25 protein-coding genes and 1 tRNA gene are annotated in these 26744 nt (G+C 66.1%); 15 read left to right on the top strand and 11 right to left on the bottom strand.

The window, feature by feature from the left end; translation table 11 throughout:
* The 3 genes from ASD67_RS02470 to ASD67_RS02460 all read right to left on the bottom strand — a co-directional run.
* Window positions 1–1240, bottom strand: a 1240-nt coding sequence (locus tag ASD67_RS02470; RefSeq protein WP_235535534.1) for an AMP-binding protein, incomplete at its 3' end; no start/stop codon positions are given.
* A gap of 148 nt (window positions 1241–1388) precedes the next feature.
* Window positions 1389–2165 carry an SDR family NAD(P)-dependent oxidoreductase gene (locus tag ASD67_RS02465; RefSeq protein WP_056342702.1) on the bottom strand — a complete coding sequence of 259 codons (777 nt, stop codon included), beginning with the start codon at window positions 2163–2165 and terminating at the stop codon, window positions 1389–1391.
* A 179-nt stretch (window positions 2166–2344) separates the two neighbouring features.
* A complete protein-coding gene (locus ASD67_RS02460) occupies window positions 2345–3250 on the bottom strand; it encodes a TetR/AcrR family transcriptional regulator (RefSeq protein WP_056342699.1) in 906 nt (301 codons plus the stop codon).
* A gap of 190 nt (window positions 3251–3440) precedes the next feature.
* Between ASD67_RS02460 and ASD67_RS02455 the strand changes: the two genes are divergently transcribed.
* Window positions 3441–4211, top strand: coding sequence for a 2-oxo acid dehydrogenase subunit E2 (locus ASD67_RS02455; protein ID WP_056342695.1), 771 nt, complete (start codon window positions 3441–3443; stop codon window positions 4209–4211).
* Here ASD67_RS02455 and ASD67_RS02450 read toward each other — a convergent pair.
* From ASD67_RS02450 to ASD67_RS02440, 3 genes are read right to left on the bottom strand one after another with little or no spacing between them, the layout of a single operon-like run.
* On the bottom strand, window positions 4208–4972 hold the full coding sequence (locus ASD67_RS02450) for an SDR family NAD(P)-dependent oxidoreductase (protein WP_056342692.1): 765 nt from the start codon (window positions 4970–4972) through the stop codon (window positions 4208–4210). The two genes, ASD67_RS02455 and ASD67_RS02450, sit on opposite strands and share 4 nt — an antisense overlap.
* Window positions 4969–5550: a CoA transferase gene (locus tag ASD67_RS02445; RefSeq protein ID WP_056342689.1), complete on the bottom strand. Its 582-nt coding sequence runs from the start codon at window positions 5548–5550 to the stop codon at window positions 4969–4971. The genes ASD67_RS02450 and ASD67_RS02445 overlap by 4 nt, the downstream gene beginning before the upstream one ends.
* Window positions 5551–5604: 54 nt before the next feature.
* Window positions 5605–6468 carry an aromatic ring-hydroxylating oxygenase subunit alpha gene (locus ASD67_RS02440; protein WP_056342686.1) on the bottom strand — a complete coding sequence of 288 codons (864 nt, stop codon included), beginning with the start codon at window positions 6466–6468 and terminating at the stop codon, window positions 5605–5607.
* A gap of 167 nt (window positions 6469–6635) precedes the next feature.
* On the opposite strand from ASD67_RS02440, the gene ASD67_RS02435 reads away from it, so the two are divergent.
* From ASD67_RS02435 to ASD67_RS02415, 5 genes are all read left to right on the top strand, one after another.
* Window positions 6636–7988, top strand: coding sequence for an aromatic ring-hydroxylating oxygenase subunit alpha (locus tag ASD67_RS02435; RefSeq protein WP_056342683.1), 1353 nt, complete (start codon window positions 6636–6638; stop codon window positions 7986–7988).
* Window positions 7988–8887 (top strand): alcohol dehydrogenase catalytic domain-containing protein, encoded by a 900-nt coding sequence (locus ASD67_RS02430; protein WP_056342681.1) that lies wholly within the window; start codon window positions 7988–7990, stop codon window positions 8885–8887. The genes ASD67_RS02435 and ASD67_RS02430 overlap by 1 nt, the downstream gene beginning before the upstream one ends.
* Before the next feature lie 145 nt (window positions 8888–9032).
* Window positions 9033–9767, top strand: a complete 735-nt coding sequence (locus ASD67_RS02425) for an SDR family NAD(P)-dependent oxidoreductase (protein WP_056342678.1) — start codon at window positions 9033–9035, stop codon at window positions 9765–9767.
* 74 nt (window positions 9768–9841) lie between these two features.
* On the top strand, window positions 9842–10162 hold the full coding sequence (locus ASD67_RS02420) for a 2Fe-2S iron-sulfur cluster-binding protein (protein WP_056342677.1): 321 nt from the start codon (window positions 9842–9844) through the stop codon (window positions 10160–10162).
* Between the two features lie 254 nt (window positions 10163–10416).
* Window positions 10417–12906, top strand: coding sequence for a TonB-dependent receptor (locus ASD67_RS02415; protein WP_056342676.1), 2490 nt, complete (start codon window positions 10417–10419; stop codon window positions 12904–12906).
* 165 nt (window positions 12907–13071) lie between these two features.
* Here the strand turns inward: ASD67_RS02415 and ASD67_RS02410 are convergent, their stop codons facing one another.
* Window positions 13072–13812, bottom strand: a complete 741-nt coding sequence (locus ASD67_RS02410; RefSeq protein WP_056342669.1) for an SDR family NAD(P)-dependent oxidoreductase — start codon at window positions 13810–13812, stop codon at window positions 13072–13074.
* A gap of 27 nt (window positions 13813–13839) precedes the next feature.
* Window positions 13840–14547 (bottom strand): SDR family NAD(P)-dependent oxidoreductase, encoded by a 708-nt coding sequence (locus ASD67_RS02405; protein ID WP_056342664.1) that lies wholly within the window; start codon window positions 14545–14547, stop codon window positions 13840–13842.
* A 361-nt stretch (window positions 14548–14908) separates the two neighbouring features.
* On the opposite strand from ASD67_RS02405, the gene ASD67_RS02395 reads away from it, so the two are divergent.
* The 7 genes from ASD67_RS02395 to ASD67_RS23570 all read left to right on the top strand — a co-directional run bounded on the left by ASD67_RS02395 (window position 14909) and on the right by ASD67_RS23570 (window position 22638).
* Window positions 14909–16141: a cytochrome P450 gene (locus ASD67_RS02395; protein ID WP_056342661.1), complete on the top strand. Its 1233-nt coding sequence runs from the start codon at window positions 14909–14911 to the stop codon at window positions 16139–16141.
* A gap of 67 nt (window positions 16142–16208) precedes the next feature.
* On the top strand, window positions 16209–17222 hold the full coding sequence (locus ASD67_RS02390) for an MDR family NADP-dependent oxidoreductase (protein ID WP_162248528.1): 1014 nt from the start codon (window positions 16209–16211) through the stop codon (window positions 17220–17222).
* 20 nt (window positions 17223–17242) lie between these two features.
* Complete coding sequence (locus ASD67_RS02385; RefSeq protein WP_082544778.1) at window positions 17243–19216, top strand: oxidoreductase; 1974 nt, start codon at window positions 17243–17245, stop codon at window positions 19214–19216.
* A gap of 111 nt (window positions 19217–19327) precedes the next feature.
* Window positions 19328–19726, top strand: coding sequence for a Zn-ribbon domain-containing OB-fold protein (locus ASD67_RS02380; RefSeq protein WP_056342656.1), 399 nt, complete (start codon window positions 19328–19330; stop codon window positions 19724–19726).
* Complete coding sequence (locus tag ASD67_RS02375; RefSeq protein WP_056342653.1) at window positions 19723–20871, top strand: thiolase family protein; 1149 nt, start codon at window positions 19723–19725, stop codon at window positions 20869–20871. The genes ASD67_RS02380 and ASD67_RS02375 overlap by 4 nt, the downstream gene beginning before the upstream one ends.
* 36 nt (window positions 20872–20907) lie before the next feature.
* The gene (locus ASD67_RS02370; RefSeq protein ID WP_056342651.1) at window positions 20908–22233 is read left to right on the top strand and encodes an MFS transporter; all 1326 of its coding nucleotides are present in this window, start codon (window positions 20908–20910) and stop codon (window positions 22231–22233) included.
* Between the two features lie 171 nt (window positions 22234–22404).
* Window positions 22405–22638, top strand: a complete 234-nt coding sequence (locus ASD67_RS23570) for an acyl-CoA dehydrogenase family protein (protein WP_082544777.1) — start codon at window positions 22405–22407, stop codon at window positions 22636–22638.
* 197 nt (window positions 22639–22835) lie between these two features.
* Here the strand turns inward: ASD67_RS23570 and ASD67_RS02365 are convergent.
* Window positions 22836–22909, bottom strand: a tRNA-Gln gene (locus ASD67_RS02365).
* Between the two features lie 159 nt (window positions 22910–23068).
* Between ASD67_RS02365 and ASD67_RS02360 the strand changes: the two genes are divergently transcribed.
* A complete protein-coding gene (locus tag ASD67_RS02360; protein ID WP_056342648.1) occupies window positions 23069–24361 on the top strand; it encodes an FAD-dependent oxidoreductase in 1293 nt (430 codons plus the stop codon).
* Between the two features lie 105 nt (window positions 24362–24466).
* Here the strand turns inward: ASD67_RS02360 and ASD67_RS02355 are convergent, their stop codons facing one another.
* Window positions 24467–24970 (bottom strand): TlpA family protein disulfide reductase, encoded by a 504-nt coding sequence (locus ASD67_RS02355; RefSeq protein WP_056342646.1) that lies wholly within the window; start codon window positions 24968–24970, stop codon window positions 24467–24469.
* A 21-nt stretch (window positions 24971–24991) separates the two neighbouring features.
* Between ASD67_RS02355 and ASD67_RS02350 the strand changes: the two genes are divergently transcribed.
* Window positions 24992–25405, top strand: a complete 414-nt coding sequence (locus tag ASD67_RS02350; RefSeq protein ID WP_082544799.1) for a DoxX family protein — start codon at window positions 24992–24994, stop codon at window positions 25403–25405.
* A gap of 1 nt (window position 25406) precedes the next feature.
* Here ASD67_RS02350 and ASD67_RS02345 read toward each other — a convergent pair whose 3' ends face one another.
* Complete coding sequence (locus tag ASD67_RS02345; protein ID WP_056342643.1) at window positions 25407–26663, bottom strand: dipeptidase; 1257 nt, start codon at window positions 26661–26663, stop codon at window positions 25407–25409.
* Window positions 26664–26744 lie beyond the last annotated feature (81 nt).

Raw genomic sequence — 26744 nt, 5'->3', positions numbered from 1 at the left:
CCCCGCCGCTGACGATCATGTCCGACACGCGGTCGGTGATGTAGAGGAAACCCTCCTCGTCATAATAGCCGACGTCGCCGAGCGTGAAGACCCCGGGTTCGCGGTGCGCCGCACGGGTCTTTTCGGGATCGCCGCGATAGACGATCCCGCGCCCGCGCGTGTCGCGAAAGAAGATCTGACCCGGCACATTGGGACCGAGCCGCTCGCCCTCCTCGCTGTAGATCTCGAGCTCGAAGGGTGCGATCGTCTTGCCGACCGATCCCGGATGCGCCAGCCACTCGTCCGAATAGATAAGGTTGGTCGTCCCGCTTTCGGTGCCGCCATAGGCCTCGACGAGGACGGGGCCGAACCAGTCGATCATCGCGCGCTTGACCTCGGGCGGGCACGCCGCGCCAGTGTGCGTCACCACCTTGAGCGAGCCGACATCGAAGCGCGCGCGCACCGAATCGGGCAGCGAAAGCAGGCGTTTGAAATGCGTCGGCACCATCAGCGTCGTGACGATGCGATATCGCTCGATGAGTTCGAGCGCCCGCTCGGGGTCGAATTTGGTCATCACGACGAGCGGGTGGCCGGCGCCGAGGATGCGGACCGAGGTCAGCGAGGCGTTGAAGTAGAGTGGACCGAGGCACAGGTGCGTCCCTTCGGGGCGTTCGGCGGTCCACTCGCGCAGCATCGCGAAGAAGCCGGCGACCGTGTCGGCCTGCGGCAGCGTCGTGTCGACCGCATCGATCGCCTTGGGGAAGCCCGTCGTCCCCGAGGTGAACTGCAGATAACGGCGCGGCGGCATGTCGTCGGGCGCCGGCGCGTCGGACTGGGCCGCGAGCCACGCCTCCCACGCGGTCGCCCCGGCCTTCGCATCGCACCGCCAGCCGATCAGTTCGACGCCGCCGACAGCGCACGCCACCTCACCGCCGAGGTCCACCGTTTCGGGACCGACGAACAGGATTTCGGCCGCCGATTCGCGGAGGACATAGGCCAGTTCGTCGGCCTTGAGGTTCGGGTTCACCGGCACCGCCGAAACGCCGGCGTGCAGGCAGGCCAGATAGGCAACCACCGCTTCGCTCGAATTGGCCGCGAAGACCGCGACGCGGCGCTCGGGTCCCAGCGGGTGCGCAAGCAGGCCGTTCACCACCCGGTTCAGCATCGCGTCGAGCTCGGTCCAGCTCAGCGAAATCCGGTCGTCGGCGAGTGCCAGACCGTCTCCAGCGATTGCGACCATCCGATGCGACGCGAGCGCCATAGTCTCTCCTCTCCTTCGCGGTCCGCCGCCACGGCCGACCGCCGCCCGGTTTCGTTGAACCGGGAATCACATGGCCGGTCGCTATCATCGCGCCGGGCCAAAGTGAATAGTATTATATGTTATAAAATTATTGCGACGCGCCTTTGGTTCAGGGCAAGACGTAACCACCGTCGACCAGCAGCTCGGCGCCGGTCGCGAACCCAGCCTCGTCGCTCGCAAGGAAAAGCACCGCATTCGCGATTTCCCGCGGCAGGCCCAGCCGCCCGATCGGATGCCGTGCAATGGCCGCGGCGCGCATCGCATCGGCATCGGGCGCCTGCCGGATCAGTTCGGCGACGAGGGGCGTTTCGACATAGCCCGGGTGGACCGAATTGACGCGAACGCCGAGCGGTGCCCATTCGAGCGCCGCGACCTTGGTGAGCTGCGCAACCCCCGCCTTGGACGCGCAATAGGCTGCACCGCGGATCACCGCCGCCTTGCTGGCGACCGAACTGATGTTGACGATGGCGCCGCCGCCGTTGGCGACGATCGCCGCGCCGCCATAGCGCAGCCCGAGAAATACCCCGTCGAGGTTGATCGCAAGGATGCGCCGCCAGTTCGCAAAATCATGCTGCAACAGCTCCTGGCCGCCAACCGCGACCCCGGCGCAATTGACCAGGATGTCGAGCCCGCCAAAGCCGCCGAGCGTGTCGTGGACGACGCGCTGCCAATCGGCCTCGCTGGTCACGTCGAGCCGTTCGAAGACCGCTTGCACCCCGCCTTCGCCCAGCTTCGCCGCCAGCGCTTCGCCCGCCTCGACATCGATGTCGGCGACGACGACGCGCGCGCCCTCTTCGCCCAGCCGTTCGGCGATCGCCGCCCCGATGCCCGACGCCGCGCCGGTGACGATCGCAACCTTGCCCGCAACCCTGCCATTGCTGCCCATATCTCTCTCCCTCGATGCCGCGCCCTCTTCGCCGCTGGCGCGCTCCGCCGGAGCGCGCCAGCCGGGACGCGTGCGATTTTGCCCGGACCATCGGGACCGGTTCGAGAAATATTAGCGCACGCTATATTATTATACCAGAGGCTTGTTCACCGTTCGGCGACTCCGGACGATCGCAAGGCTCAACGCTCGCTCGCCGCCTTTTTCGCAGGGGACCGGCGGGTGGTGGTCGCGGTTTTCGCCGCACCGCGCTTCCCGGCTTTCGTCGCAGCCGTGTCGCCGCCAGCCGCCTTGTCGGCCGTCGCGCCCGCCGCCTCGGCGACACCCTGTCCCTGCTGCTTGGCCTTGTGGGTCTGGAGGAAGGCGGCGCGCAATTCGCCAGGCTCGACCTCGGCCATCTTGCGGAAGGTCATCCAGCTCGGTCGGCTGTTCCGGAGGTCGTGCAGCCACTGCTCGGCCTCGGCCTTGTGCCTGCCGCGCGTCGAGGCCGCGACGATCATCAAAAAGCCCTCGCAAACCCGTTCGACGAGCAGTTGATCCTCGATATCGCCGATGCACCAGTCGGTCAGCGTCGCATAGGTGTTCGTCGTCAGATAGGCGGTGATATGCTCGGGCGTGACCTTGGCCTGGAGCCCCTTTTCCTCGTCGAGCATCTCGACGAAGGGCTTATACGCATTGGTCGACATCAGCCGTACCGCGTTGCGCAGCGCGCGGTCGGATTGCGCCGAATTATAGACCGACATGATCGCGGTCGTATAGGATCGCAGCTGCGTGTTGCGCGAATGGACCTTGATCATCCGCTCGATCTGCCCCTCGAGCGTCTTGCGCGGGAACTTGTAATAGACGGAATTGTTGAATTCCTGGGTATATTGCGTGACCGCCAGCGTGATCACATGATCCTTGCTGCCAAACGCATTATACAGCGTCTTCTGCGCGATACCCGCGCGCGCGCACAGTTCGCGAACGCTGAGTTCCGCGACGCCCGACTGGGCGATCATCTTGCGCGCAACGCGCAGTATCCGCTCGCGCCGCTCCATGATGCTGTCGCTCTTATATTTGGTCGGGCGCCCGGCGACGGATTCTTCCATAATCTCTCTCCTGCCGGGACCGTCCCGCCAATCTTACACATCGTGCGGCCACGGCCCGTTGCTGCCGATCACCCCTGACATTTCGCACGGTTCGCCAGTGCGTTTCAATCATGTTTCGCGCGCGCCATCTTGTCATGCCGCGCAACATTATATAGCGCATTGCAATATTATATATGGACGGGAGACCAAGATGCTGGACCACAAGCCCTGGAGCCAATCGATCGAAGCCGATCCGCTGCTGCTTGAAGAGGTCCGGAAACAGGGCATCCTGGATGACAGCTATATCGTCCAGCCGCTCGACGTCATCCGCCGCACCATGGCGCGAAGGATGACCGAGTCCTTTGGCGAAGTGCCCCATTTCTCCCTGAAATCGAAGATCGAGGTCGACCGGCTGCAGGCGGTGCGCGCGGCGATCAACGCCGGCCGCACCGACGACCGGATCTCGTTCAACGACCTGATCATCAAGGCCGCGGCGATCGCCATCGCCCGCTACCCCGCGATCAACGCCAGCTATCATCCGAAGGGCATATTGCTCCACGCAAACGCCGACATCGCGGTTGCGGTCGCGATCGAAGGCGGGCTGATCACCCCGATCATCCGCGCGGCGGAGGAAAAATCGGTCGCCGACATCTCGGCCGAAATGAAGGACATGGCGGCCCGCGCGCGCCGCAAGCGGCTGTTGCCCGAGGAATATTCGGGCGGCACGATGACCATTTCCAACCTCGGCATGTTCGGCGTCACCGAATTCACCTCGATCATCAATCCGCCGCAGGCGTGCATCCTGTCGGTCGGCGCCGCCTTCGAGGAGTATCGCGTGGTGGACGGCGCGCCCTATGTCGCGACGGTGATCGCGCCCACGCTCACCTGCGATCATCGCGTCGTCGACGGCGCGACCGGCGCGCGCTGGCTCCAGCAACTGCGCGAGGTGATCGAAGCGCCCGAGGAATGGGCGACGGCCTAGCTCTTCGCTTCCAGATAGCGGAGCAGCGCATCGCGCATCAACGCATAGGGGTCGGTCAGCACTTCGGCCGGGCGGGCGACGAACGCGTCGCGCAGATATTGCGAATGGAGGTCGGGGAACAGCGCGGTTTCGCCGCTCGCCCAGCCGTCGAGGATGTTCGCCGCGATCTCCTGCGGCGAGGTTTTCGCGAAGTCGGTACTGCGCATCATGTCGGTGTCCATCAGCCCCGGATAGGCGAGCGAGACCGCGACATTGGGCATCGCCCCGCGCACCGCATGGCCCAGCATCGTGCCGGCGGCCTTGCTGGCGCTGTACAGCTCGGCGCCATGCGCAGGAACGAGCGCGGCGAGCGACAGTATCGAAATGAAGCCGCCGCCGCGCGCTTCGAGTTGCGGACCGAAGGCATAGACTAGCCGCAGCGGCCCGAAGAAGTTGGTCTCCATCGTCGCGCGCGCGCCGTCGAGCGTCGTTTCGAGCAGCGGCACCATATGCGTCACGCCCGCATTGCTGATCACAATGTCGATGTCGCCGAGCTTCGCAGCGACGGCGACCTGCGCGTCGTCCGTCACGTCGAGCGCGACCGGAACCGCGCGGCCGCCAAAAGGATCGAGCGCCGATCCGAAGCGCGCGACGTCGCGCGCGCCGCAATAGATTTTGGCCGCCCCCCGCGCGAAGGCTGCCTCGACCAGTGCCGCCCCCAATCCGCGGTTGGCGCCGGTGATCAGCAGCGTCTTGCCCTCGAAACTCCGGTCATCGCTCATCTGGCATCCCTTTCTTCTGTGGCTGGACAGGACGGCCCCAGCGCCGCCCAGGCGAGTTGTTCGGCAAGCGTCCTGCCCTCGCCGCCGCGATCGCGGTCGTGCCACCCGGGAACGGCGGCGGCGGGGACCTGATAGGTCAGGCAGGTTCCGACCACGTCGTCGGCCTTGTGCGTGTCGAGGATGATCGTCGCGAGCCGGTTGATCTCCGCGTCGGACCAGGCGCACTCGGGCGCGACATCGCGATAGGCCGAACGGTTGAGGAAGGTGGCGCAGAAATTGCGCCAGCTTTCGCGCGTCGCGGTATGGACGAGCAGCCAGCCGTCGCGCGCGCGCCAGAGCGACAGCGGCGGACACAGCGGCAGGTCGTCGGGCGCGTGGTCCGCGTGGTCGCGGACCCGCCGCACGGACGGCGACGGCGCGGCCTCGGCCCCCGACAGCAGCGCGAGCAGGTCCGCAGCGGCATCGCCCGGCGTCAAGGCCGCCGACAGATCGACCACCCAGTCGAAGGCCGCGCCGCCCGCCGCGATGGCGCCCGCGGGCAAGGCGGGCACCGCGGCGCCGGGCCAGAATTTCATCATGGCGCGCAGCGGCGGACCGCCCGGAGCGTCGCTCGCCAAGGCCGTTGCCCCGCCCTAGGCCTCGGGCGCCAGCGCGCGCGACCAGGCGCCTGCGAAATCGCCCGACAGCGCCCCCTCCGCAGCCGCGCGCCCCGGCGCAAACGCCGCCAGCATCTCGTCGAGCCGCTGATCGAGCGCGTCGGACGAGGGCTCCGCGGCATCAGGCGCGGCGCACAGGACCAGTTCGACCTCGGTCGTCTGCTCGTCGCGCGGCCAGGCGGCCATCATGCTCAGTTCGCCCCCGGCTTCGACGAAGCAGACATTCGGGAAATGCGCCTGCGCGCCTGCGACGCGCGCGCCCAGATGCGCGACAACGCGTTTCCAGTTGGCATCGACCACGCGCGTCCGGCGTCCGGCCAGCCGGTAGTGCGTGCGCGCTTCGATCCACGGGTGCAGGGCTCCGAGCGCGCCTTCTAGGTCGGGCGCCTCGCCGCTCTGGTCGATCCATAGCCAGCCGCCGAGCTCGGCGAGCCGCAGCGGCACCAGCGAATGCGCGCAGCGATCGATATTGCCGAAGTCGCGCTCGTCGGGGATCGCCATCAGCTTGCCGAAGGTGTCGTAGGTCCAGCTATGATATTGGCAGCGAAAGGCGCGCGCGCGTCCGGTCGGAGTCCGCACCACGGGCGCACCGCGGTGCCGGCAGCTGTTGTAATAGCCCCTGATCCGCTGGTCGACAGACCGCACCATGACCGTCGGGATGCGGGTGCGGTCCCAAGTGAAGTAGCCGCCGACTTCGGCCAGTTCCTCGGCGCGGCCGACGGGCATCCAGAATCGGGCAAAAATCTGCTTGAGTTCGCGTTCGTAAAGGTCGGCCCCGCCTTCGAAATTCCCGGAAAGAGCTGCGTCTTCCAGGGGCGCGGCAGGCAGCGTCAACGACAATGATCATCTCCCGAACGACAGCGACGGCTGCTCTTTTCGCACCAGCCGTATCGCATTCTCCGAACAAACTCTAGCACGCATTCCCCTTTTCATATAGTGATCGCGAAAACATGGCGCACCGGACGCGATTTCGGCGGCGCAGAACAGCAGGGCGAGGAGCAGAGACGATGGATCAGGCGCTCATGGACCGGATCAAGGGCAATATCCTGGCCGAGTTCGACCGCGAAGGACTGCCCGAAGGCTTCCCCGAGCTGCCCGTGATTCCGGCGGGGCGCTACACCGAACAGCTCTTCTTCGACCTCGAGCAGGAGCATATGTGGGCGCGAACCTGGCTCTATGCGGGCCGCGCCGAGCAACTGCCGCGCCCGGCAAGCTATCAGCTCTGGGACTATAGCGGGCCGTCGATCGTCCTCGTCCGCGACACCGCGGGGCGAATCCGCGCCTTCCTCAACCAGAGTCCCAACGACGCGCCGCTGGTGCCGCTGACCGATCCGGGGGCGCACCAGCATGAAATGTCCTTCGACGCGCCGGGGCGGATGTTCATGCAGGTCGAATTCCCCGACTTCGACCTGCCCGGCGGTGTCCTGCAATGCCAACGCAAGGGCTGGACCTACGACCTCGACGGACGGCTCGTCGCGGTGCCCACCGGCCAGACGCTCGAAAGCGTGCCGCACGCGCAGCGCCAGCTCACCGAATATCGCTGCGACGTCTGGGACGGCTTCGTCTTCGTCAATCGCGATCCCGACGCGATCCCGCTGCCCGAATGGCTGGGTCCGGTCGTGCCGCAGATGGCGCAATATGAGGGCGCGAAACTCCGGATGTTCTCGCGCGCCACCGTGCTGCTGCGGACCAACTGGAAGGTCGCGACCGAAGCGTTTCAGGAGGTCTATCACTTCAAGCACATCCATCATCACGACGGCGTCGTCTCGCTCGACCAGCGCGGCGTGACCCACGCGATGTTCCCGCACGGCCATTCGCGCATGGTCACCCCCTTTGCCAAGCGGCAGCAGGAAATGATGGGCATGGCGGGCCCGACCGACTGGGAAACTGCGGCGGACAGCGCGCGCGAATCGCTGATCGGCACCGGTACGCCGCTGATCACGACGGTGCAGTCGATCGTCAACGGCGCGGTCCTGACCTACAGCCTCTTCCCCAATCTCACGACGCCGACCTCGGCACGCGGACTCCCGATCCTCGCCGCCTGGCCGGTCGATCCCGCGCATACCTTCTTCGAATGGACCTCGTTCGTGCCCGACTGGGGCGAGGACACCCCCGCGATCGACCAGATGCGGCAGACGGTGCTGCAGACGCCGATGACGATCATGGAAGAGGATGTCCGCAACATGGAGCCGATGTTCCTGTCGCTCTCTTCGCCCGGGCTGCCGGGCCTGCGCATCGGCTACAACGAACGCCGCCTCTATAATTCGGCCGAAGTACTCGACCGGATCATCGGCATTGAGCGCATCCCCGAACGGCTGCGCGTCCGACAATTGCTCGACGGTTTCGTGGAGGCGGACTGATGACGCTCGGGCGCATGGCGGTGCTACAACCCTTCGGATTCCTGGCGATCGAGGAGGTCGAGGTTCCAGCGCCGACGGGGCACCAGGTCGCGATCGAGATGTTCGCTGCGGCGATCGCGCCCGCCGACGTCGCGCTGCTCGCGCGGTCCGACGAGCCCGGCTGGCAGCCGCTGGTGCCGGGGCTCGAGGGCGCCGGGGTCGTCACCGCGATCGGCGAGGCGGTGACGCGGGTGAAAGTCGGCGATCAGGTCGTCATCGGGACAGCATCCGATGACAGCGCGGCAGAGGCCGGACGCCCGGTCTCGACCTGGACAACCAACGCGCTGGTCGACGAAAAATATGTCGCGGCCTTTCCGCGCGACATCGTCACCGACCGCGACAGCCTTGGCCTGCTCGGCGCGACGGCGCTCGTCGCCGCCACGCTCGCGGCGCAGGCCGTCAAATCCGGAGCCGGTGAACCCATCGTCGTCGCCGGAGGCGGCGGGCTGGCGCTCGCGACGATCGCCGCGCTGCGCGCCGCCGGGGTCACGACCGTGATCGCGCTGGCTCCCGGCCACGCCCATGCCGCCGCCGCCGCCGCGGGCGCGGATTCATGCCTCGCCGCAGGCGCCAACCTCGGCGCGGCCGGCGCGCGGCGCGGCCTCGACTGCCGCGAAGAGATTTCGCCTGACCCCGGCGCGCTCGACCCCGCGATCACCTGGACCGATGCACACGCCCAACCGCTCGATCGCGACCGCGCGATCGCCGCGCTGACCGAGTGGATGGCGTCCGGGCGCTTCAGCCCCGGAGTCGCGATCGGCAAGCGCTACACCATCGAGCAGATCAACGAGGCGGTGATGGAGATGGAGGGCGGGCGCATCGCGGGCGGCGGGCTGGTGGTAGTGGAGCCGCTGAAATAACCGCGCCGGGGTGCATGTGTTTCCACTTGCCTCGACGGATCAAATGATATTAGCACGCGATATAGAAATATCCGAAGTGGAAGACTGGGCCGCAACTGACGGACCGCACCCTTCCTGACAACAACGGCGCGTTCGGGAGAGATACATGGACATTCGGGGAAAGCGCGCATTGGTCACCGGGGCGAGCGGCGGCATCGGGCGCGCCTGCGCGCTGATGCTCGCCCGCAATGGCGCGCGCACGATCGTCCTCGCCGACATCGACGCAAAGGGCCTTGCCGCCGTCGCCGCCGAGGTCGCCAGCCTTGGCGCCGAAGCGCTGACCGAGACGGTCGACCTGTCGGATTCCGCCGCGGCGATCGCGATGTACGCACGCGCCGAGGAGCAGTCGGGCGGCCTCGACATCATCCACAACAATGCCGGCATCATGGGCGGGCCGCCCGATTTTCCCGACGATAATATCGACCGCATGATCGCGGCGATGCAGATCAACCTGATCGCGATGATGATCGGCACGAAGATGGGCGTCGGCTTCCTGCGCGCCCGGTCCGTCCCAGGGGTGATTATCAACACCGCCTCGACCGCGGCGCTCGGCCCGCTTCCCAAGGACCCCGCCTATGCCGCGTCCAAGCGGGGTATTCTCGCCTATTCGGAATCGTGCAAGCCGCTGCACGCCGAGTTCGGGATTCGCGTGATCCCGCTCTGCCCCGCCGTAACCGACACGCCGATCGTCGCCAAGGACGCCGACTGGCTCCAGCCGATCCTCGAATCAATCCGCCTGCTGCAGCCCGAGGAAATCGCTGAAGAAGTGCGGCGGATCATCGAGGACGACAGCGTTTCGGGCGAGGCCGTCGTGGTCCACAACGAGCCGCTGGCGCAATGAAGCGACCGCGGGCGCGGGCGGACCTGACCGCCACCCGGCCCGCACAGTCACGAAGCAGAAACAACGGATCATACATGGCCACAATCACCTATATCGAACCCGACGGCTCCGAACGTATCGTCGACGTCAAAGCCGGCCTTTCGCTGATGGAGGGCGCGATCAACAATGGCGTCAACGGCATCGAGGCCGATTGCGGCGGCGTGTGCGCCTGCGCCACCTGCCACATCTATGTGGACGCCGACTGGATAGAGGCGGCGGGGTCCCGCACCGACATTGAGGAAGCGATGCTCGACCTCGCGAACGAGGTTCGCGAGAACAGCCGTTTGTCATGCCAGGTCAAGGTGACCGACCGCATGGACGGGCTGGTCCTGTCGATCCCCGAAGAGCAGCGCTAGCCGGCTGTGGAGAGGGTTGGCCACCCGCCCACGCCCTCCCTCCGCCTCCCTCGCCCGCACGGCCTTCGCGACCGCATGTTTCGCACGAAATACATATCGTTATAATTTCTCAATAATCCCGGTTTTCGTGGATTTATTGCATAATTTCCCGAGATTCCGCTCTTGACAATCGATCCAACCATCTATTTGTATAACACGTCCTCCATTTAGGAGGCGATGCACGCAAGATGCACTGGGAGAGGGAGGATCAATTCATGACGAATCCGTCAAATCTGTCTGGCGCCATGGACAGGGCGTCGAAATGGAAGCTTGGCTGGGGCGCTTCGCTGCTCGCCATCGCAACGCTCTGTCCCGTCGCCGCGCAGGCGCAGGATAGCGAGCCGAAGCCCGCGCCCGCCCAGCGCAGTGCCGCAGGCGACGACGAGATCATCGTCACCGCGCGCCGGACGCAGGAACGGCTAATCGACGTCCCCGTCGCGGCCGCCACGCTGTCGAGCGAGGCGCTGCAGCGCTATGCGACCAGCGACCTTTCCGAAATCGCCAATCAGGTGGTCGGCGTCCAGCTGACCCGCACCCCCTCGTCATCGAGCGGCGGCAGCTTTTCGATCCGCGGCGTCGGCAACCTCGCCAACGACCTCGGCAACGAACAGCCCGTCGCAATGAACTTCGACGGCGTCCAGCTCACGCGCGGCCGCGTCGTCACCATGGCGCAGTTCGACCTCGAACGGATCGAAGTACTGAAGGGGCCGCAAGCGCTGTTCTTCGGCCGCAACAGCCCGGCGGGGGTCGTGTCGATTCTCAGTGCGACGCCCAAGCTGGGCGGCGAGATCGAGGGTTATGCAACCGCGCAATATCAGTTCAAGACCAATACGCCGTCGATCGAAGGCGCGCTCACGCTGCCCGTCGGCGACAATTTCGCGGTGCGCGTCGCAGGGCGCGTCAGCCGGATGCAGGACGGCTATCTGCGCTATGTCGGCGAACCGATCGCCGATCCGTTCCCCGCCGAAGCAGGCCTGATCCTGCCGGGGTCGGGATATGAATGGGGACCCGGCACCAAGTCGAGCGCGGTGCGCGGAACCGCGCTGTGGAAGCCCTCCGATAATTTCACCGTCACGCTGCGGTCGCTCTATTCGACCGAACGCAACCGTGGCGGATCGGGCACGCGCGAGGTCGTCCACTGCGGCGGCACGGCGCCGACCTCCTATGGCATCCGCGATCCGTTCGGAGACTGCGTCGCCAACAATGTGACGTCGAACGGATTGCCGCCACTGCAGGTGACGCGCAACCTCTACAACGGCCCCGAGGACGGAAAGCCGTTCAGCAAGACGCGCGTGTCGCTGTCGTCGCTGACGCTCGACCTCGCGGTCGGCGCGATCGACCTCACCTCGGTGACCGGCTATTATGACTATAAGAACAGCGCGTTCGACAATTTCGATTATACGGTCTTTGGCCAGGCGACGAACACGCAGCGCGACAAGGGCTGGCAGTTCTCGCAGGAATTCCGTGCGGTCTCCAACTATGACGGACCGATCAACTTCTCGGCGGGTCTCTTTTACCAGAACGAACGGCGGCAATATGTCGCAGGCACCAAGATCGCGGCGCTGGGCCCGTTCACCGGCCCCGGCGAGTTCAACGGCATCTACGACACGCTGATCTCGACCGGCCAGAGCCGCGGCAAGACCTATTCGGCCTTTGCCCAGCTTCGCTGGTCGATCCTCGACAATCTCGAGCTTGCCGGCGGCGCCCGCTGGACGCGCGAAGAAAAGTCGACGAATATCGGCAACATCTTCAACCGCCTGCCGTCCTTCTCGCCCGTCGGCTTCCGCTACAAGCCCGAGTTCGAGGGCGAGAATGTGTCGCCCGAAGCGACGCTGACCTGGAAGGTGACCCCCGACGTCACCATCTATGGCGCCTACAAGACCGGCTATCTGTCAGGCGGCGCATCGAACCCGTCGACCGTCGCCAATTATTCGACGCTCCCCGACCCGAACCGTCCGTTCCTGTTCGACGAGGAAACCGTCGAGGGCGGCGAAGTCGGGATCAAGGCGTCGCTGCTCGGCGGAAAGCTCACCGGCGACCTCACGGCCTATCGCTACAATTATGACGGGCTGCAGGTGCAGACCTTCGATGCGACAACGACGTCCTTCTTCACCCAGAATGCCGGCGGGTCGCGCAACCAGGGAATCGAGGGCCAGATCCGCTTCCGCGCGTCGCAGGACCTGACGCTGCGTCTCGCGGCCTCCTATGCCGACCTCAAGTTCACCGATTTCGACGGCGCGCAATGCTATGCCGGACAGACGGTGCTTCCGGTCGCGGCGCCCGGAACGACGAAGACCCCCGGCGCCTGCTATTCGACCGGGGTCGGCACCGGCAAGGCGCGCTACATGACGGGCCTGCGCTATGGCCCCGCGCCGTTCCAGGCGATCGTCGGGGTCAGCTATGAAACCCCGATCAGCAGCGACTGGGCGGTCGGTTTCACCGTAGACGGCTATATCTACAACAAGACCCCCGCTTGGCAGATTCCCTATTCGCCGGGTCAGGAATCGCACGAGATCGTCAATGCGTCGCTGCGCCTCAGCCGGCTCGACGACAGCTGGCAGTTCGCGCTGATCGCGACCAACCTGTTCGACAGCAATTGGCATCCGCCGGCGACGACCGACAAGCCGCTCGGCACCGCCGGCGACATCATGGCGGACTCGCCGGTCCCGCGGCTGGTGACGCTGCAAGCGACCTTCCGCTTCTGACAGAAACCCCGGGCAACTCTCTAGGGCAAACTCGGCGCCTCCTTCGGGAGGCGCCTTTTTCTTTGGCGGCGCGGCGGCGAGGCGCCGGCCGGCGCGGCCCGCGTATCGGCACACGCCCACCCCGCGCCCGGGCAAGGCTCCGGCCATTGTCGAAAGCTTAAGTGACTATTGCCCGAGCGACGGCGACACAGCCTGCGCCGGCACGCCTTTCTTCAGCATCAGCCGCGTTTCTCCGGTCGCCCCGCTGGCGAGCAGATCGAGCACCTCGATCGCCACGTCCTGCGGCGTGAGGCTGTCGGGCGCGTGCAGTTGCGGCGGGAACAGATCGCTCGTAAAGCCGCCGGGGCAGATGGCGTTGATGCGCACGGGCCCCGACGGATGCGCCGCGCCCAGGCTGCGCACCAGCCCGACCAACGCATGTTTGGTCAGCGAATAGATCGGGTCGAAGGGGATCGGCGCCAGACCGCCCATCGAACTGGTGATCGTGATCGCCCCGCCGCCGCGCCGCGCCATGCCGGGCAGCAGCGCCTGCAACCCGAACACCACGCCGTCGATATTGACGCGGCGCAGCGCCTCGTAGCGCCCGAGCGCGAAATCCTCGATCGGCGGCACCGACAGCGCCACGTCGAGCGGGCGGGTCATGATGCCGGCGTTCAGATGCGCAAAGCCGATCGGCCCCAGCTCGGCGGTCACCGCCGCGACCGCCGCCGTCCATTCGTCGGCGGAACCCACATCGACGTGCCAGAAGCGTCCACCCGTCGCGCGCGCGACGGCCAGGCCGTCGGCTTCGTTGACGTCGAAGATCGCGACGCGCGCACCGGCCTCGGCCGCGAGAGTCGCCGTCGCCGCGCCCAGCCCGGTCGCACCGCCGGAAACCAGCACGACCTGCCCCTCAAAAGCCGCCATTGCCGTTCCTCCCGTCCGCGATGACTCTCAGGCGGCCGCGATCAGCCCCAACCGCTGCGCCAGCCCGCGCGCCGCAGCGTCGGGGAAAAGTTCGTCGACCCCGCCCTTCGCCAACGCGTCGAGCACCGCCCCGGTCAGCACGCTTGGCGGATTGAGCTGCGTCTTGTCGGTGGTTTCGAGATGCATCCCGGTGTCGTAGCCGCCGGCATAGACCGCCATGACCGCGACCCCCTCTCCGGCGAAATCGACGCGCAGCCCTTGCGTCATCGAACGCGCCGCCGCCTTCGACGCATTATAGCTACCCACAAGCGGCATATAGGTGAGCGCGGCGATCGACAGGATGTTGACGATCGTGCCCTTCGACCGGATCAGCGCGGGTGCGAACGCGCGCGCCATCGCGAGCGGGCCGAAATAATTGACCTCCATCTCGTGCCGCGCCTGGTCGAGGTCGGGCGCGCTCAGGAAGCCGGCATAATGGAGAACGCCCGCATTGTTCACCAGCACGGTGACGTCGCCGGCCTGGCGCGCCGCCTGCTCGACCTGCTCGGGCCGGGTCGTATCGACGACCACGGGGTGAACGCGCGGGTCGATCGCGGCGACGGCCGCCGCCGCTTCCGCGTTCCGAACGCCGGCGTAAAGTTTCGGCACGCCCGCATCGAGAAATGCATCGACAAAGGCGCGTCCGATACCGCGCGACGAGCCGGTGACCAGTGGCCGGCATTGCTCGAAATTCATGCGTCTCTCCCGACATGCTCGGCTGCCGCGGACAGCGCGGCGACCGCGTGCCCCGCCAGCCCGGCCCGCATATTTGCGATGCCTTCCGACAAAAGTAGTGTATGATATATTTTTTTCGGGCGCGCAAGCCGTCCGCTGCGCAAAGCTGAAGCGGCAAGGCGCCGACCGGCGTCGCGTTTACCCGCGCATTGTACGTTCAATCTGCGATTTTTCCTGCATTTTTCCGAAAGCTGCTTCCGCGCCGCGGGTCGGGAAAGCGCCATGCGCCGCCTTGACAAGAATGAAGCGCGTGATAGTTTTGGCGGGCGCAAAGACGCGATGTGCGAAGGCGGAAACCTTCGACAAAGGGAGAGCGAGCATAATGAGCGAGGCGAGAACCTGTCAGGTCGACGGCGTCGTCGAAGTCGACATGAATTCGGAGGCGTTCGCCGAGAATTTCAAGGACATCTATACCCAGATGCACGCGAGCGGATGCCCCTATGCGCATTCCTCGGCCGGCGATTTCTACGCGATCGGCAAGCATCAGGACATCGTCAAAGCCTGCACCAATACCAAGCTGTGGAGCAGCAAGCTCGGCCCCGCGCTGCAATATCAGTCGCCCGAGACCCCCGGCGTCCTCGTCAGCGTCGACCCGCCCGAACATACGTTCGAGGCGCGGCTGGTCGGCAAGGCCTTTTCTAAGGTCTATTTCGAATCCTTTATCCCCGGCATCAAGGCGTTCCTCAACGAGCGCATCGACAGCTTCATCGCCAACGGCCGCTGCGACATTCACAAGGAAATTTCGGAGCCACTGCCGCTTTGGGTGATTTTCGCCATGTTCGGCAAGGCGATCGACGATGAGGGGATCGACGCCTATCGCGAGGGCTTCGTCGGCTCGATCGGCCAGATGCTGGCGCCCAATCCGGTGCGCCCGCCGTCGCGCAACGCCTTTGCCGACAGCTTCCTGTCGGACCATCTGGCCGATGTGAAGCGCAAGCTGGCGTCGGGCGAAGCGCAGGCGGACGACAATCTGCTCACCCGCTTCATCACCACCGAAATCGAAGGCCGCCGGCTCACCGACGACAAGATTCTCGCCTTCTGCAACTTCCTGCTCGCCGCGGGCAGCGGCACCACGACGATCCTGCTGTCGGGCCTGCTCTATCAGTTGCTGAGCTCGCCTGAGCAGTTCGCGAAGCTGAAGGCGAATCCCGATCTCGTCCCGCTCGCGATCGAGGAGTCGCTGCGCGTCGAATCACCGCTCCATGGGCTGTTCCGCACCAATAATGAGGAAGTCACCGTCGGACCGCTGACCATCCAGCCCGACACCAAGGTGATGATGATGTGGGCGGCCGCCAACCTCGACCCGACAGTGTTCCCCAACCCCGAAAAATTCGACCTCGACCGCGATCTCGCCGACGTCCGCAAGCATCTCGCCTTCGGCTATGGCATCCACATCTGCCGCGGCGCGCCGCTGTCGCGGATCGAGGCGCGGCTGTTCCTCGAAACCATCCTCGAACGGCTTCCAAATTTGCGCTTCGACGGCCCGATGAAGAAGGATCACCGCATCCCGATCTTCAACGGCATCGGCGAGCTGCCGGTCGCCTGGGACGTCTGACGCCGCACAAGGCAATCGGCGCTGCGCCCCCTGGCGCGGGCCATCCAATATCGATCGGGATGATATGATGAACGAAAAGGCGCGGATGGTTGTTCTGGCCCGGCGGCCGGGAGCGGATATTTCGGTCGACGATTTCGCGGTCGAGGAACGCCCGCTGCCCGAACCGGGCGAAGGCCAGGTGCGGGTGCGCAATCGCTACATCAGCGTCGACCCCTATATGCGCCTCGCGCTCAGCGACCGGAACGGGGTCAGCGCCGCCAAGCCGGTCGGCGAGGCGATGACCGGGGGCGCGGTCGGCATCGTCGAGGCGTCGCGTGTTCCCGCGCTGCCCGTCGGGACGATGGTGACCAGCCAGTTCGGCTGGCGCGACCGCTTCGTCGCCGATGCCGCCGCGGTCCAGCCGGTCGCGGCGGACGTCGGGCGCCCGAGTTGGTATCTCGGCCTGTTGGGGCTGACAGGGCTCACCGCCTATGCGGGGATCGAATATATATTGGAGCCCAAGGCCGGCGAGACCGTCTTCGTTTCTGGCGCCGCGGGCGCGGTCGGCTCGGTCGCGGCGCAGCTTGCCAAACGGCGCGGCTGCCGCGTAGTCGCCACCGCCGGCACCGACGAGAAGGTTGCCTGGCTCAAGGACGTGCTGCACCTTGATGCGGTGGCCAATTATGCCACCACCGACCTTACGGCGTTTCTGGCGAAGCAATGTCCCGCCGGAATCGACCATTATTTCGACAATGTCGGGGGCCCGACGCTCGATGCTGCGATCACCGCGATGAAGCCCAAGGGGCGCATCGTCGTGTGCGGCGCCATCTCGCAATACAACACCCCCAATTATTGCGCGGGTCCAGGCGAGTTCTTCAAAATCTCCGAAAAGGGGATCACGATCGTCGGGCTCAACGTCGGCATGTGGTTCGACCGCGGCAAGGAGGCCTTTGGCGATCTCGCGCGGCGCCTCGCGGCGGGCGAGCTAGTGTGGGAGGAAACGGTGGTCGACGGACTCGACAATGCCCCGCACGCCTTCGTGTCGCTCTTCGCGGGCCAGAACAGAGGGAAGATGATCGTCGCCATCGACCCGGCATCCTGATCGAACGGAGCGGAAAAGCCATGGCCCTCACGCATATTATGACGCCGATCCGCATCGGCACGGTCGAGATCAAGAACCGCGTCTTTCGCTCGGCGCACACCACCGCCATCGGCGGCGGCACGCTGAGCGACGACCTGGTCGCCTATCACGAGGCGCGCGCGCGCGGCGGGGTCGGCTTGAGCGTGATCGAGGCGATGTCGGTGCATCCTTCGTCGCTCGCGGCGCTCAACATGATCGACCCGTCGCTCGCCGAAAAATATCCGCGCATGATGGACCGGCTGCGCCCGCACGGCATGCGCGTGTTCCAGCAGTTGTTCCACGCCGGCCAGCATGGCCGCACGCTCGACGGATCGCCGCCTTGGGCGCCGTGCGACCAGCCGGGCGTGACCAGCGGCGTTGCCCCCGTGCCGATGACCAAGACGATGATCGACTCTATGGTCGGCGCCTATGCGGCGGCATCGGCGAAGCTCGAACAATGGGGCTGCGAGGGGGTCGAATTCCATTGCGGCCACGGTTTCCTGCCGCAGCAATTCCTGTCGACCTATGCCAATGACCGCACCGACGATTATGGCGGATCGCTCGAAAATCGCGCGCGCTTCACGATGGAGGCGCTCGCCGCGATCCGCGCCAGCGTCGGCGCCGGTTTCGTCGTCGGCATCCGCCTGTCGCCCGACATGCTGGAGGGCGGGGTCGGCGTCGAGGATAATCTGGCGGTCGCGCAAATGGCCGAGGCGGCGGGCCTCGTCGATTATGTCAGCATCTCGTCGGGCACCTTCCAGACGATGGACAAGACGATCGGCGGGATGCACGAACCCATGGGGTTCGAGATGCCCGTCACCACCCCGATCACCTCGCAGCTGACGGTGCCGACGATGGTCGTCGGGCGATACCGCACGCTCGAGGAGGCCGATCAGGCGATCCGCGCCGGCGACGGCGACATGGTCGCGATGGTCCGTGCGACGATCGCCGACCCGGATCTCGTCGAAAAGACGCTCGCCGGCCATCCCGAGCAGGTCCGCCCGTGCATTGGGTGCAACCAGGGCTGCATCGGCCAGTTGCAGGCGCCCCCGAACCGCATGGGCTGTGTCGTCAATCCGGCGGTGGGCTATGAGCTCAAGATGGGCGACGACCGGCTAGCGCCGGCCGACCAGCCGGCGAAGATCCTGATCATCGGCGGCGGCCCCGCCGGGATGGAGGCCGCCCGCGTTGCGGCGCTGCGCGGACATCAGGTCGTGCTCGCCGAAGCCGAGTCCGACCTCGGCGGTAGCGCTAAGCTCGCCGCCATCGCCCGGACGCGCGCCAGCATCCGCGACATCCTCGTCTGGCTGCAGGACGAGGTCTATCGCCTTGGCGTCGACGTCCGCACCAGCAGCTATCTCGATATCGACGACATTCTCGCCGAAGCGCCCGACAAGGTCATCCTCGCCACGGGTTCGATGCCGCGCATGGACGGCATCCAGCTGTCCAATCCGGGCGAGCCGATTACGGGCTTCGCGCAGCCGCATGTGCTGTCGTCGAACGACCTGTTCCTGTCGCCCAACCGCGTCCCCGGAAAGTCGGCGGTCGTGATCGACGACAGCGGCCATTATGAAGCGATCGCCTGCGCCGAATATCTCGCCGAACGCGGCGCCGAGGTCACCTTTATCACGCGGCATATTTCCTTCGCCCCGCTGGTCGAAAGCGCCTTGATGACCGAGCCCGCGCTGCGCCGGCTGCACGAAGGCAAGTTCACGCTCCACACGCGGATGCGCGCGCTGTCGATCGGCCCCGACCATGTCGTGATCGCGCCGACCTTCCTGCCCGCGAACAGCAACGCGACGCTCAGCGTGCCCGCCGACACGGTCGTCTTCGTCTCGCGCAACCGGCCGAGCCGTGACCTGGCCGAGGCGCTGCAGGAGAGCGGCGTCGCGGTATCGCTGGTGGGTGATGCCAACGCGCCGCGCTTTCTGCTCGCCGCCATCCGCGAAGGCAATCTCGCGGGCGCCGCAGCCTGAATCAACGCCCGTCGGGCATCGCATCCATTTTGTTGCAAATGTATTGCGCGTTATATAAATGATTCGTCCGCACAGGTAATCAGGCCCGGCGCAACGAGAATGGGTGGGGATATGGACAACGCGCAGGGGCTTTCCCCGATCGCCGCAGGATTGTGGGACGACGGCCCGCCACCGCGCCTGATCGGCGGCCGGAAGGCCAATGGCGAAATCGTCTTTCCCTTGCCCGACGAGCCGTTGGAGCCGCTCGAACGCGTCGCGCTTGCGACCAGCGGAACCCTCTGGTCGTGGACCAGCCAGGAGTTTCAGCCCAAGTCGCCCTTTGCCGGTCCCGAGCCGTTCGAGCCCTTTCTGCTCGGCTATATAGAGTTGGCGAATGAAGTGATCGTCGAGAGCCGCATCGTCGAAACGTCGATCGACCGGCTGGAGCTCGGGATGCCGATGCAGCTCGTGATCGTCCCCTTCGACGACCATCGCAGCACCTTTGCCTTTCGTCCGGAGCAGCGCGCATGAGCGAGAACGTCCATATCATCGGCGCGGGCATCCATGCCTTTGGCCGGACCGAGGGGCGGTCGGGGCGCGCGCAGGGCGTCTTTGCGCTGCGTCAGGCGCTCGCCGACGCGGGGATCGAATGGGCCGACATCGGCTTCGCCAGCGGCGGCTCGATCGCCGCCGGGTCGGCCGACATCATGGTCAACGACCTCGGGCTGACCAGCCTGCCCTTCATCAACGTCGCCAACGGCTGCGCGACCGGCGGCAGCGCGCTGACCGCGGCGCATAATGCTATCGCGTCGGGAATGTGCGACGTCGCGGTTGCGGTCGGCTTCGACAAGCATGAACGCGGCGCCTTCAACGCAAAGCCGTCGAACTACGGCCTTCCCGCATGGTATGGCGAGACCGGCATGATGCTGACGACGCAGTTCTTCGCGCTCAAGATCCAGCGCTACATGAAGCTGCACGGCATCAGCCGTGAGACGCTCGGCCGGGTCGCCGAAAAGGCGTTCCGCAACGGCGCGCTGTGCGACCATGCCTGGCGGCGTTCGCCGGTCGACATCGAGACGATCCTCAATGCGCCAATGGTCAACGATCCGCTGACCAAATATATGTTCTGCTCGCCCGCCGAGGGCGGGGTCGCGCTCGTCCTCGCCAACGAAAAGAAGCTGCGCGAGCTCGGAAGCGACGGCGTGCGGATCGACAGCATCGCCTTTCGCACCCGGCCCGAAGGGTCGTTCGAGGTCTTCGCGCCCTCGATTCGCACCCCGCCCGGCGGTAAGCCCACCGTGCTCGCCAGCCAGGCCGCGTTCGAACAGGCGGGCATCGGTCCCGGTGACGTCGATGTCGCGCAGTTGCAGGACACCGAAAGCGGCGCCGAGATCATGCACATGGCCGAGAACGGCTTCTGCGCCGACGGCGAGCAGGAGGAGTGGTTCGCCAACGGCTGGAGCGAGATCGGCGGCAAGCTGCCGATCAACACCGACGGCGGCTGCCTTGCCTGCGGCGAGCCGGTCGGCGCGTCGGGGCTCCGCCAGGTCTATGAAAATGTCCAGCAACTGCGTGGCCGCGCGGGCGCACGCCAGGTGCTGCGCGATCCCAAGGTCGGGTACAGCCATGTCTATGGCGCGCCGGGCCTGTCGGCGGTCGCGATCGTCACGCGCTAACGCCCAAACCGCCTTTGCGCGCTGAAGGAGCCAGAATTGCAGCATCAGGACCAGAGGGCCACCGCGCCCGGGACGCCGAACCTGCGCTACAGCTATTATGTCGTGCTGCTGCTGATGCTGACCTATATCCTGTCCTTCCTCGACCGGGTGCTCATCAGTCTGCTTGCCGAACCGATCCGCGCGGAATTCGATCTTGGCGATACCGAAATCGGCCTGCTCGTCGGCTTCGGCTTCGTGCTCTTCTATACCGTGCTGGGCCTGCCCTTTGGCGCAGCCGCCGACCGCTTCAACCGGCGCAACCTGATCGTCCTCGGCCTTATCGGCTGGAGCTTGGCCACCGCTGGGAGCGGACTGATCGGCGGCTTCGGGGGCCTGCTGGTCATGCGCGCGCTCGTCGGGGTCGGCGAGGCGACGCTGTCGCCCGCCGCGCTCTCGACGATCGCCGACCGCTTCCCGCCCGAGCGGCTCGCCTTCGCTATCGCGCTCTATTCGTCGGGGGTCGTGCTCGGCGGCGGGCTGGCGATGGGTTTCGGCGGCATGCTCGCCGATTGGGCCGCAGAGACGAGCGTCTCGCTCGGCGCGCTAGGAACGGTCAGCGACTGGCGGCTCGCGATGCTCGCCGTCGGGCTGCTTGGCCTGCCGCTCGCACTGCTACTGCTCACGACGATGCGCGAAGCGCCGCGGACGGCGGCGCGGGCCGAGGTTCCAGGCTTCGGCGTGCTGCTCGCGACGATCCGGACGAACGCCCGGGCCTTTGCGACGGTCTTCCTCGGCTTCGGCTCGATCGTCATCGCCGGCTATATCCCGATGCTGTGGGGACCGGCGCTGCTCGCGCGCGAACATGGCATGGCGGCGCCCGACATCGGCCTCTCGCTCGGGGTGATCGTCGGGCTATGCGGCTTTGTCGGCGTCCTCAGCGGCGGCCTCCTCTCCGACCGGATGACGCGGCGCGGGATCGTGCATGCCCCGATCCTGCTCGTACTCGCGACCCTGCCGCCGCAGGCGCTGGCGTTCGGGGCGGCCTATATGCTGCCGCACACGCCGACGGTGCTCGTCCTGCTCGGGATCGGCGCCTTCCTCTCCTCGATGCTCGGCGGACTCCAGGCGACGACGGTGCAGTTGCTGGCGCCGGCGACGATGCGCGGGCGGGCCATGGCGCTGTATCTGCTCGTCGTGACAGTGCTGGGCATGGGGTTGGGGCCACTCCTCATCGGGCTACTTAGCGACCATGTCTTCGCGTCGCTATCGGCGTCACTGGCCACGGTATCCACGGCGGCGCTCGCCGCCGCCTCGGCCATTCTGCTGGCAGGACGGAACGCCGTTCGCGTCGCATTGCTGACGACGAACAATATAGACCGATAGCGACGTCCGAATGCCAGGCGGGGTCAAAACCGCGTGCCGTTCAGCCCTATTTTATAGCATGCATTTCCCAGAGATCCGCGAGGAAGTTCGGCGCCTGTGCGCCGCGGTTCCTTGAGAACAATACACGAACCCGATTCGAAGCGTTAATATCCCACCGTTTTCGACAAAGCGCTGACAAATGCTGGCTATCTCTCGGTCCCGATACCAGAAGAATGTGGCGGCTCGGACCTCCGCCTGATGGCGGCGGTGGCGATCCTCCGGACGATCCACACCGAGGGTGCAAAGGCGGCGCCCGTCATGCACAGAACAGTGGGCACGATCCTTCGCCACGGTAAGAGCCGCAGAAGTAGGCCTATCCACGCGCATCGACCAGCGCTCTCGACGAACGGCGGCTTTGCAGATTAGCTGTGGAACTGCCGAACGCCCGACATCGAGGCGCAAAGCAGACCCTCTGGTACAAGGGTGCGCCGAATCATTTTGCAGCCAACGCAGCGGTCCAAGTCGATTTTGCGATCCACTTGTTTGGCGCATGTATCGCAGATGTGGACGGAGACGCACGGAGGAAGCAGCTTCCCCAGCATTTCAATAGTTTATTGAAGCTCTGGATGCCCCGCGAGGATTCGAACCTCGATAGGCGGTATCAGAAACCGCAGTCTTACCATTAGACGACAGGGCAGCAGAGGCGGGCGCATTATGATTCCGCATGCCCGCTGTCAAGGCCGTTGCGGCCTGTCGATCGCTGCCCCTTGCTCTGTCGCAAATCGCCGCTAGCATCGCCGCATAACAAGACAAGGGGGCCGCTGACCCATGCGGACACCCCGAAGGAGTGGGCTGAATGCGTCATGTCGCGATCGTCGGTTCGGGTCCGGCCGGCTATTATACCGCCGAAACCCTGCAGAAAGCCGAGGACATCGCCGTCGACGTCATCGACCGCCTGCCCGTCCCCTATGGCCTGATCCGCACCGGGGTCGCCCCCGACCACCAGTCGATCAAGGCGGTGTCACGCCGCTACGAAGGCGTCGCGCTCGCCGACAATGTCCGCTTCGTCGGCCATGTCTCGGTCGGCACCGACGTGACGATCGACGAGCTGGTCGGGCTTTACGACGCGGTCGTGCTTGCGACCGGGGCACCGAACGACCGGCCGCTCGACATTCCGGGTGCCGATTTGCCCGGGGTGATCGGCAGCGCGGCCTTCGTCGGCTGGTACAATGGCCACCCCGATTTCGCAGGCCTCGACCCGCAGCTGACCGCCGCCGGGGTCGCGGTGATCGGCAACGGCAATGTCGCATTGGACGTCGCGCGCATCCTCGCCAAGACGCCGGGGGAATTCGCCGGCAGCGACATCGTCGCGCACGCGCGCGAGACGCTGGCGGGCAGCGCGGTGCGCCATATCCATATCCTCGGCCGCCGCGGGCCGCACCAGATCGCGATGACGCCCAAGGAACTCGGCGAACTCGGGCATCTCGAACGCGCCAGCCCGCGCGTCGACCCCGCCGACCTGCCGCCCGAGGGCGACGATGCGCTGCTCGAGCCCGGGATGCGCAAGTCGGTGACCCATTTGCGCAGCTTCAGCGCCAATCCGGTCGCCAAGCCGGTGACGATCGATTTCGATTTCTTCGCGATGCCGGTGGCGATCGAGGGGGACGGCAAGGTCCAGCGCGTCGTCGTCGAACGCACCGCGCTCGATGCCGAGCTGCGCTCGGTTCCGACCGGCGAAACCTATACGATCGAGGCTGGGCTGGTGGTGAGCTGCATCGGGTACCAGACCCCGCCGATCCCGGGCGTCCCCTATGAGCATGGTCGCGGACGCTTCGCCAACACCGAAGGACGAATCCTGCCCGGCCTTTATTGCGTCGGCTGGGCGCGGCGCGGGCCGTCGGGGACGATCGGCACCAACAAGCCCGACGGTATCCGCATCGCCGAAATGGTGATCGAGGATGTCGGACGCGGCGGCGGCAAGGCGGGACGCGCGGGGCTCGACGCCTTGCTCGCGAGCCGCAATGTCGTGCCGGTCACCTTTCGCGACTGGCGCAAGATCGAAGCCGCCGAAGTCGCCGCCGCGCTCGACGGCAACCCGCGCGAGAAATTCACCAGCGTCGAAGCGATGCTCGCGGCGATCGGACGGTAGGGGCCAGCTTCTCTTTCCGCTCGTGTCGAGCGAAGTCGAGACACGCGACCGCATAAGCCCCCAAACGTATCTCGACTTCGCTCGATACGAACGGGGGTGGAAAACCTAGGGCGCTTCCGCCAGCAGCGGGTCGAGCGCCGCCTTGAACTCGCGGTCGGTGTAAGCACCCTTCTTGGCGTGGCGGACGATGCCCTTGCGATCGATGATATAGGTCGAGGGCACGGCATTATCGATCGACCCATAATTGCCGGTCATCCGGTTCGACAGCGGATAGGAGAGCACGTCGCTGACCTTCTTCAGCTGCGCCTTGGGCACGCTGTCCTCGGTCGTCACCCCGAACATCTCGAGCCCGCGCGCCTGATTGGCTTTGAAATAGCGGTGCATCATCGGCATTTCAGCCTTGCACGGCGCGCACCAGGTCGCCCAATAGTTGATCACGACGACCTTGCCCTTCATCTCGGCCAGCGTCACTTTGCGCTTGTCGAAGGTGGTGAGCGTGAAGGCCGGGGCGGCAAAGCCCGGGGTCGGCGTCTTGCCCGGCGATGCGCCGAGCAACAGCGCGGCGGCGAGCGGGGCAAGAAACAGGCGGGCGGAAGGGGCTATCGTCATGGCGGGACTAGACGAAAAAACATGAGCCCAGGCAAGCCGCAAAGTCGCGTCCGTGCCGCGCTGCGCTGGCTGCTCGCGCTCGCTTACGCCTATGCGGGTTATCGCCATCTCGCGACCCCCGCGCCTTTTCTGGCGATCACCCCGTCCTGGGTGCCCTTTCCCGCCAACGTCGTCGCCGCGACCGGCGTCGCCGAACTCGCCGGTGCGGCGGGGCTGATGATCCCGCAGGTGCGCAAGGCGGCGGGCTGGGGCCTCGCGCTCTATGCGCTGTGCGTCTGGCCCGCGAATTTCCATCACGCACTCGCCCATGTCGCGATCGGCGGCGAGACGCTGAGCTGGTGGTATCATGGCCCGCGTCTCGCGCTGCAGCCGGTGATCATCTGGTGGGCGCTGTGGGCGGGCGGGGTGACCAACTGGCCGTTCCGCCGCCGTTAGCCTATTTCGCCACCGGCGTTTCGATCGGCGGCTGGCCCTTCTGGCTCGCCGCATAGGCCTCGACCGCCTTCAGCACGCGCAGCATGTTGCCGCTCGAGATCTTCTCGAGCTCGGCCTGCGTATAGCCGCGCCGCGCCAGTTCGGCGAACAGGCGCGGATAGCCGGTGACATCCTCCAGCCCGACCGGGGTCGCGTCCATGCCGTCATAGTCGCCGCCGATGCCGATATGATCGACGCCGATCGTCTTCTTGAGATAATCGATATGGTCGGCCGCGACGCCGATCGGCGTCTGCGGCGGGGGGGTCGCCGCGTCCCACGCCTTGAGCGCCGCCGCCGCGCCGTCGGGGTTGCCGACATATTGCGCATCGAGCCGCGCCTTTTGGGCGGTGCGCGACAGGCCATGCTCACGTAATTTGGGATCGAGGAAGGCCGCATAGAGCACGACCATCACGACGCCGCCGTTCGCCTTCACCGCGGGCAGCACCGAGTCGGGGACGTTGCGGGGGTGGTCGTTGACCGCGCGCACCCCCGAATGGCTGAACATCACCGGCGCCTTCGACACCTCGAGCGCGTCCTTCATCGTCGCTTCGCTGACATGGCTGAGGTCGACGATCATGCCGATGCGGTTCATTTCGCGCACGACCTGCTTGCCGAAATCGGTGAGTCCGTCGTGCTGCGGCGCGTCGGTCGCGCTGTCGGCCCAGGGCGTGGTCTTGCCGTGGGTCAGCGTCATATAGCGCACGCCCATGCCGTAAAGCTGGCGCAGCACCGCGAGCGACGAGCCGATCGACTGGCCGCCCTCGGCGCCGAGCATGCCCGCGACCTTGCCCGCCTTCATCTGGCTTTCGAGTTCGGTCGAGGTCTGGGCAAAGCCGAGGTCGTTGGGGTAGCGTGCGATCAGACGCTTCGCGACGTCGATCTGCTCGATCGTCTGCTGCACCGCCTGCTGCTCGTTGGCATTCGACGGCACATAGACCGACCAGAATTGCGCCCCGACATGGCCCTTGCGCAGCCGCTGGATGTCGGTGTGCATCACACTTCCGTCTGGCTTGGGCTTGGTGGTGTCGTTGAAGTCGAAGTCGTTGATCACATTGCCGACGCTGCCCCGCAGCTCCCACGGCACGTCGTTATGCCCGTCGAAGACCGGCGCCTTCTTGAGCGCCGCCTCGGCGATCGCCTCGGGGGTCTTCTGGGCCAGGGCGGGGGTGGAGATCAGGGCGAATGCGGCGAGGCCGGCGAGCAGGTGCGACTTGTTCATGGCGCGACCTTAAGTTGTTGGCGCGGCGGCGCAAGCCCGCGAAGAAGCCGACTTGACGTTTACGTCAACCCCGCGCAGCAT

The organism is Sphingopyxis sp. Root1497, assembly GCF_001427085.1.
GTDB lineage: Bacteria > Pseudomonadota > Alphaproteobacteria > Sphingomonadales > Sphingomonadaceae > Sphingopyxis.
Note: the sequence above shows the minus strand (reverse complement) of the source record. Positions and strands in the feature narration are given on the sequence as shown.

Bases quoted from the DNA above. Each gene is read 5' to 3' on its own strand.
- ASD67_RS02465 (WP_056342702.1), bottom strand. From the start codon at position 2,165: ATGGGCAGCAATGGCAGGGTTGCGGGCAAGGTTGCGATCGTCACCGGC.
- ASD67_RS02455 (WP_056342695.1), top strand. From the start codon at position 3,441: ATGCTGGACCACAAGCCCTGGAGCCAATCGATCGAAGCCGATCCGCTG.
- ASD67_RS02435 (WP_056342683.1), top strand. From the start codon at position 6,636: ATGGATCAGGCGCTCATGGACCGGATCAAGGGCAATATCCTGGCCGAG.
- ASD67_RS02395 (WP_056342661.1), top strand. From the start codon at position 14,909: ATGAGCGAGGCGAGAACCTGTCAGGTCGACGGCGTCGTCGAAGTCGAC.
- ASD67_RS02415 (WP_056342676.1), top strand. From the start codon at position 10,417: ATGACGAATCCGTCAAATCTGTCTGGCGCCATGGACAGGGCGTCGAAA.
- ASD67_RS02355 (WP_056342646.1), bottom strand. From the start codon at position 24,970: ATGACGATAGCCCCTTCCGCCCGCCTGTTTCTTGCCCCGCTCGCCGCC.
- ASD67_RS02445 (WP_056342689.1), bottom strand. From the start codon at position 5,550: ATGATGAAATTCTGGCCCGGCGCCGCGGTGCCCGCCTTGCCCGCGGGC.
- ASD67_RS02360 (WP_056342648.1), top strand. From the start codon at position 23,069: ATGCGTCATGTCGCGATCGTCGGTTCGGGTCCGGCCGGCTATTATACC.
- ASD67_RS02350 (WP_082544799.1), top strand. From the start codon at position 24,992: ATGAGCCCAGGCAAGCCGCAAAGTCGCGTCCGTGCCGCGCTGCGCTGG.
- ASD67_RS02420 (WP_056342677.1), top strand. From the start codon at position 9,842: ATGGCCACAATCACCTATATCGAACCCGACGGCTCCGAACGTATCGTC.
- ASD67_RS02405 (WP_056342664.1), bottom strand. From the start codon at position 14,547: ATGAATTTCGAGCAATGCCGGCCACTGGTCACCGGCTCGTCGCGCGGT.
- ASD67_RS02450 (WP_056342692.1), bottom strand. From the start codon at position 4,972: ATGAGCGATGACCGGAGTTTCGAGGGCAAGACGCTGCTGATCACCGGC.
- ASD67_RS02410 (WP_056342669.1), bottom strand. From the start codon at position 13,812: ATGGCGGCTTTTGAGGGGCAGGTCGTGCTGGTTTCCGGCGGTGCGACC.
- ASD67_RS02430 (WP_056342681.1), top strand. From the start codon at position 7,988: ATGACGCTCGGGCGCATGGCGGTGCTACAACCCTTCGGATTCCTGGCG.
- ASD67_RS02425 (WP_056342678.1), top strand. From the start codon at position 9,033: ATGGACATTCGGGGAAAGCGCGCATTGGTCACCGGGGCGAGCGGCGGC.
- ASD67_RS02385 (WP_082544778.1), top strand. From the start codon at position 17,243: ATGGCCCTCACGCATATTATGACGCCGATCCGCATCGGCACGGTCGAG.
- ASD67_RS02375 (WP_056342653.1), top strand. From the start codon at position 19,723: ATGAGCGAGAACGTCCATATCATCGGCGCGGGCATCCATGCCTTTGGC.
- ASD67_RS02345 (WP_056342643.1), bottom strand. From the start codon at position 26,663: ATGAACAAGTCGCACCTGCTCGCCGGCCTCGCCGCATTCGCCCTGATC.
- ASD67_RS02460 (WP_056342699.1), bottom strand. From the start codon at position 3,250: ATGGAAGAATCCGTCGCCGGGCGCCCGACCAAATATAAGAGCGACAGC.
- ASD67_RS02380 (WP_056342656.1), top strand. From the start codon at position 19,328: ATGGACAACGCGCAGGGGCTTTCCCCGATCGCCGCAGGATTGTGGGAC.
- ASD67_RS02390 (WP_162248528.1), top strand. From the start codon at position 16,209: ATGAACGAAAAGGCGCGGATGGTTGTTCTGGCCCGGCGGCCGGGAGCG.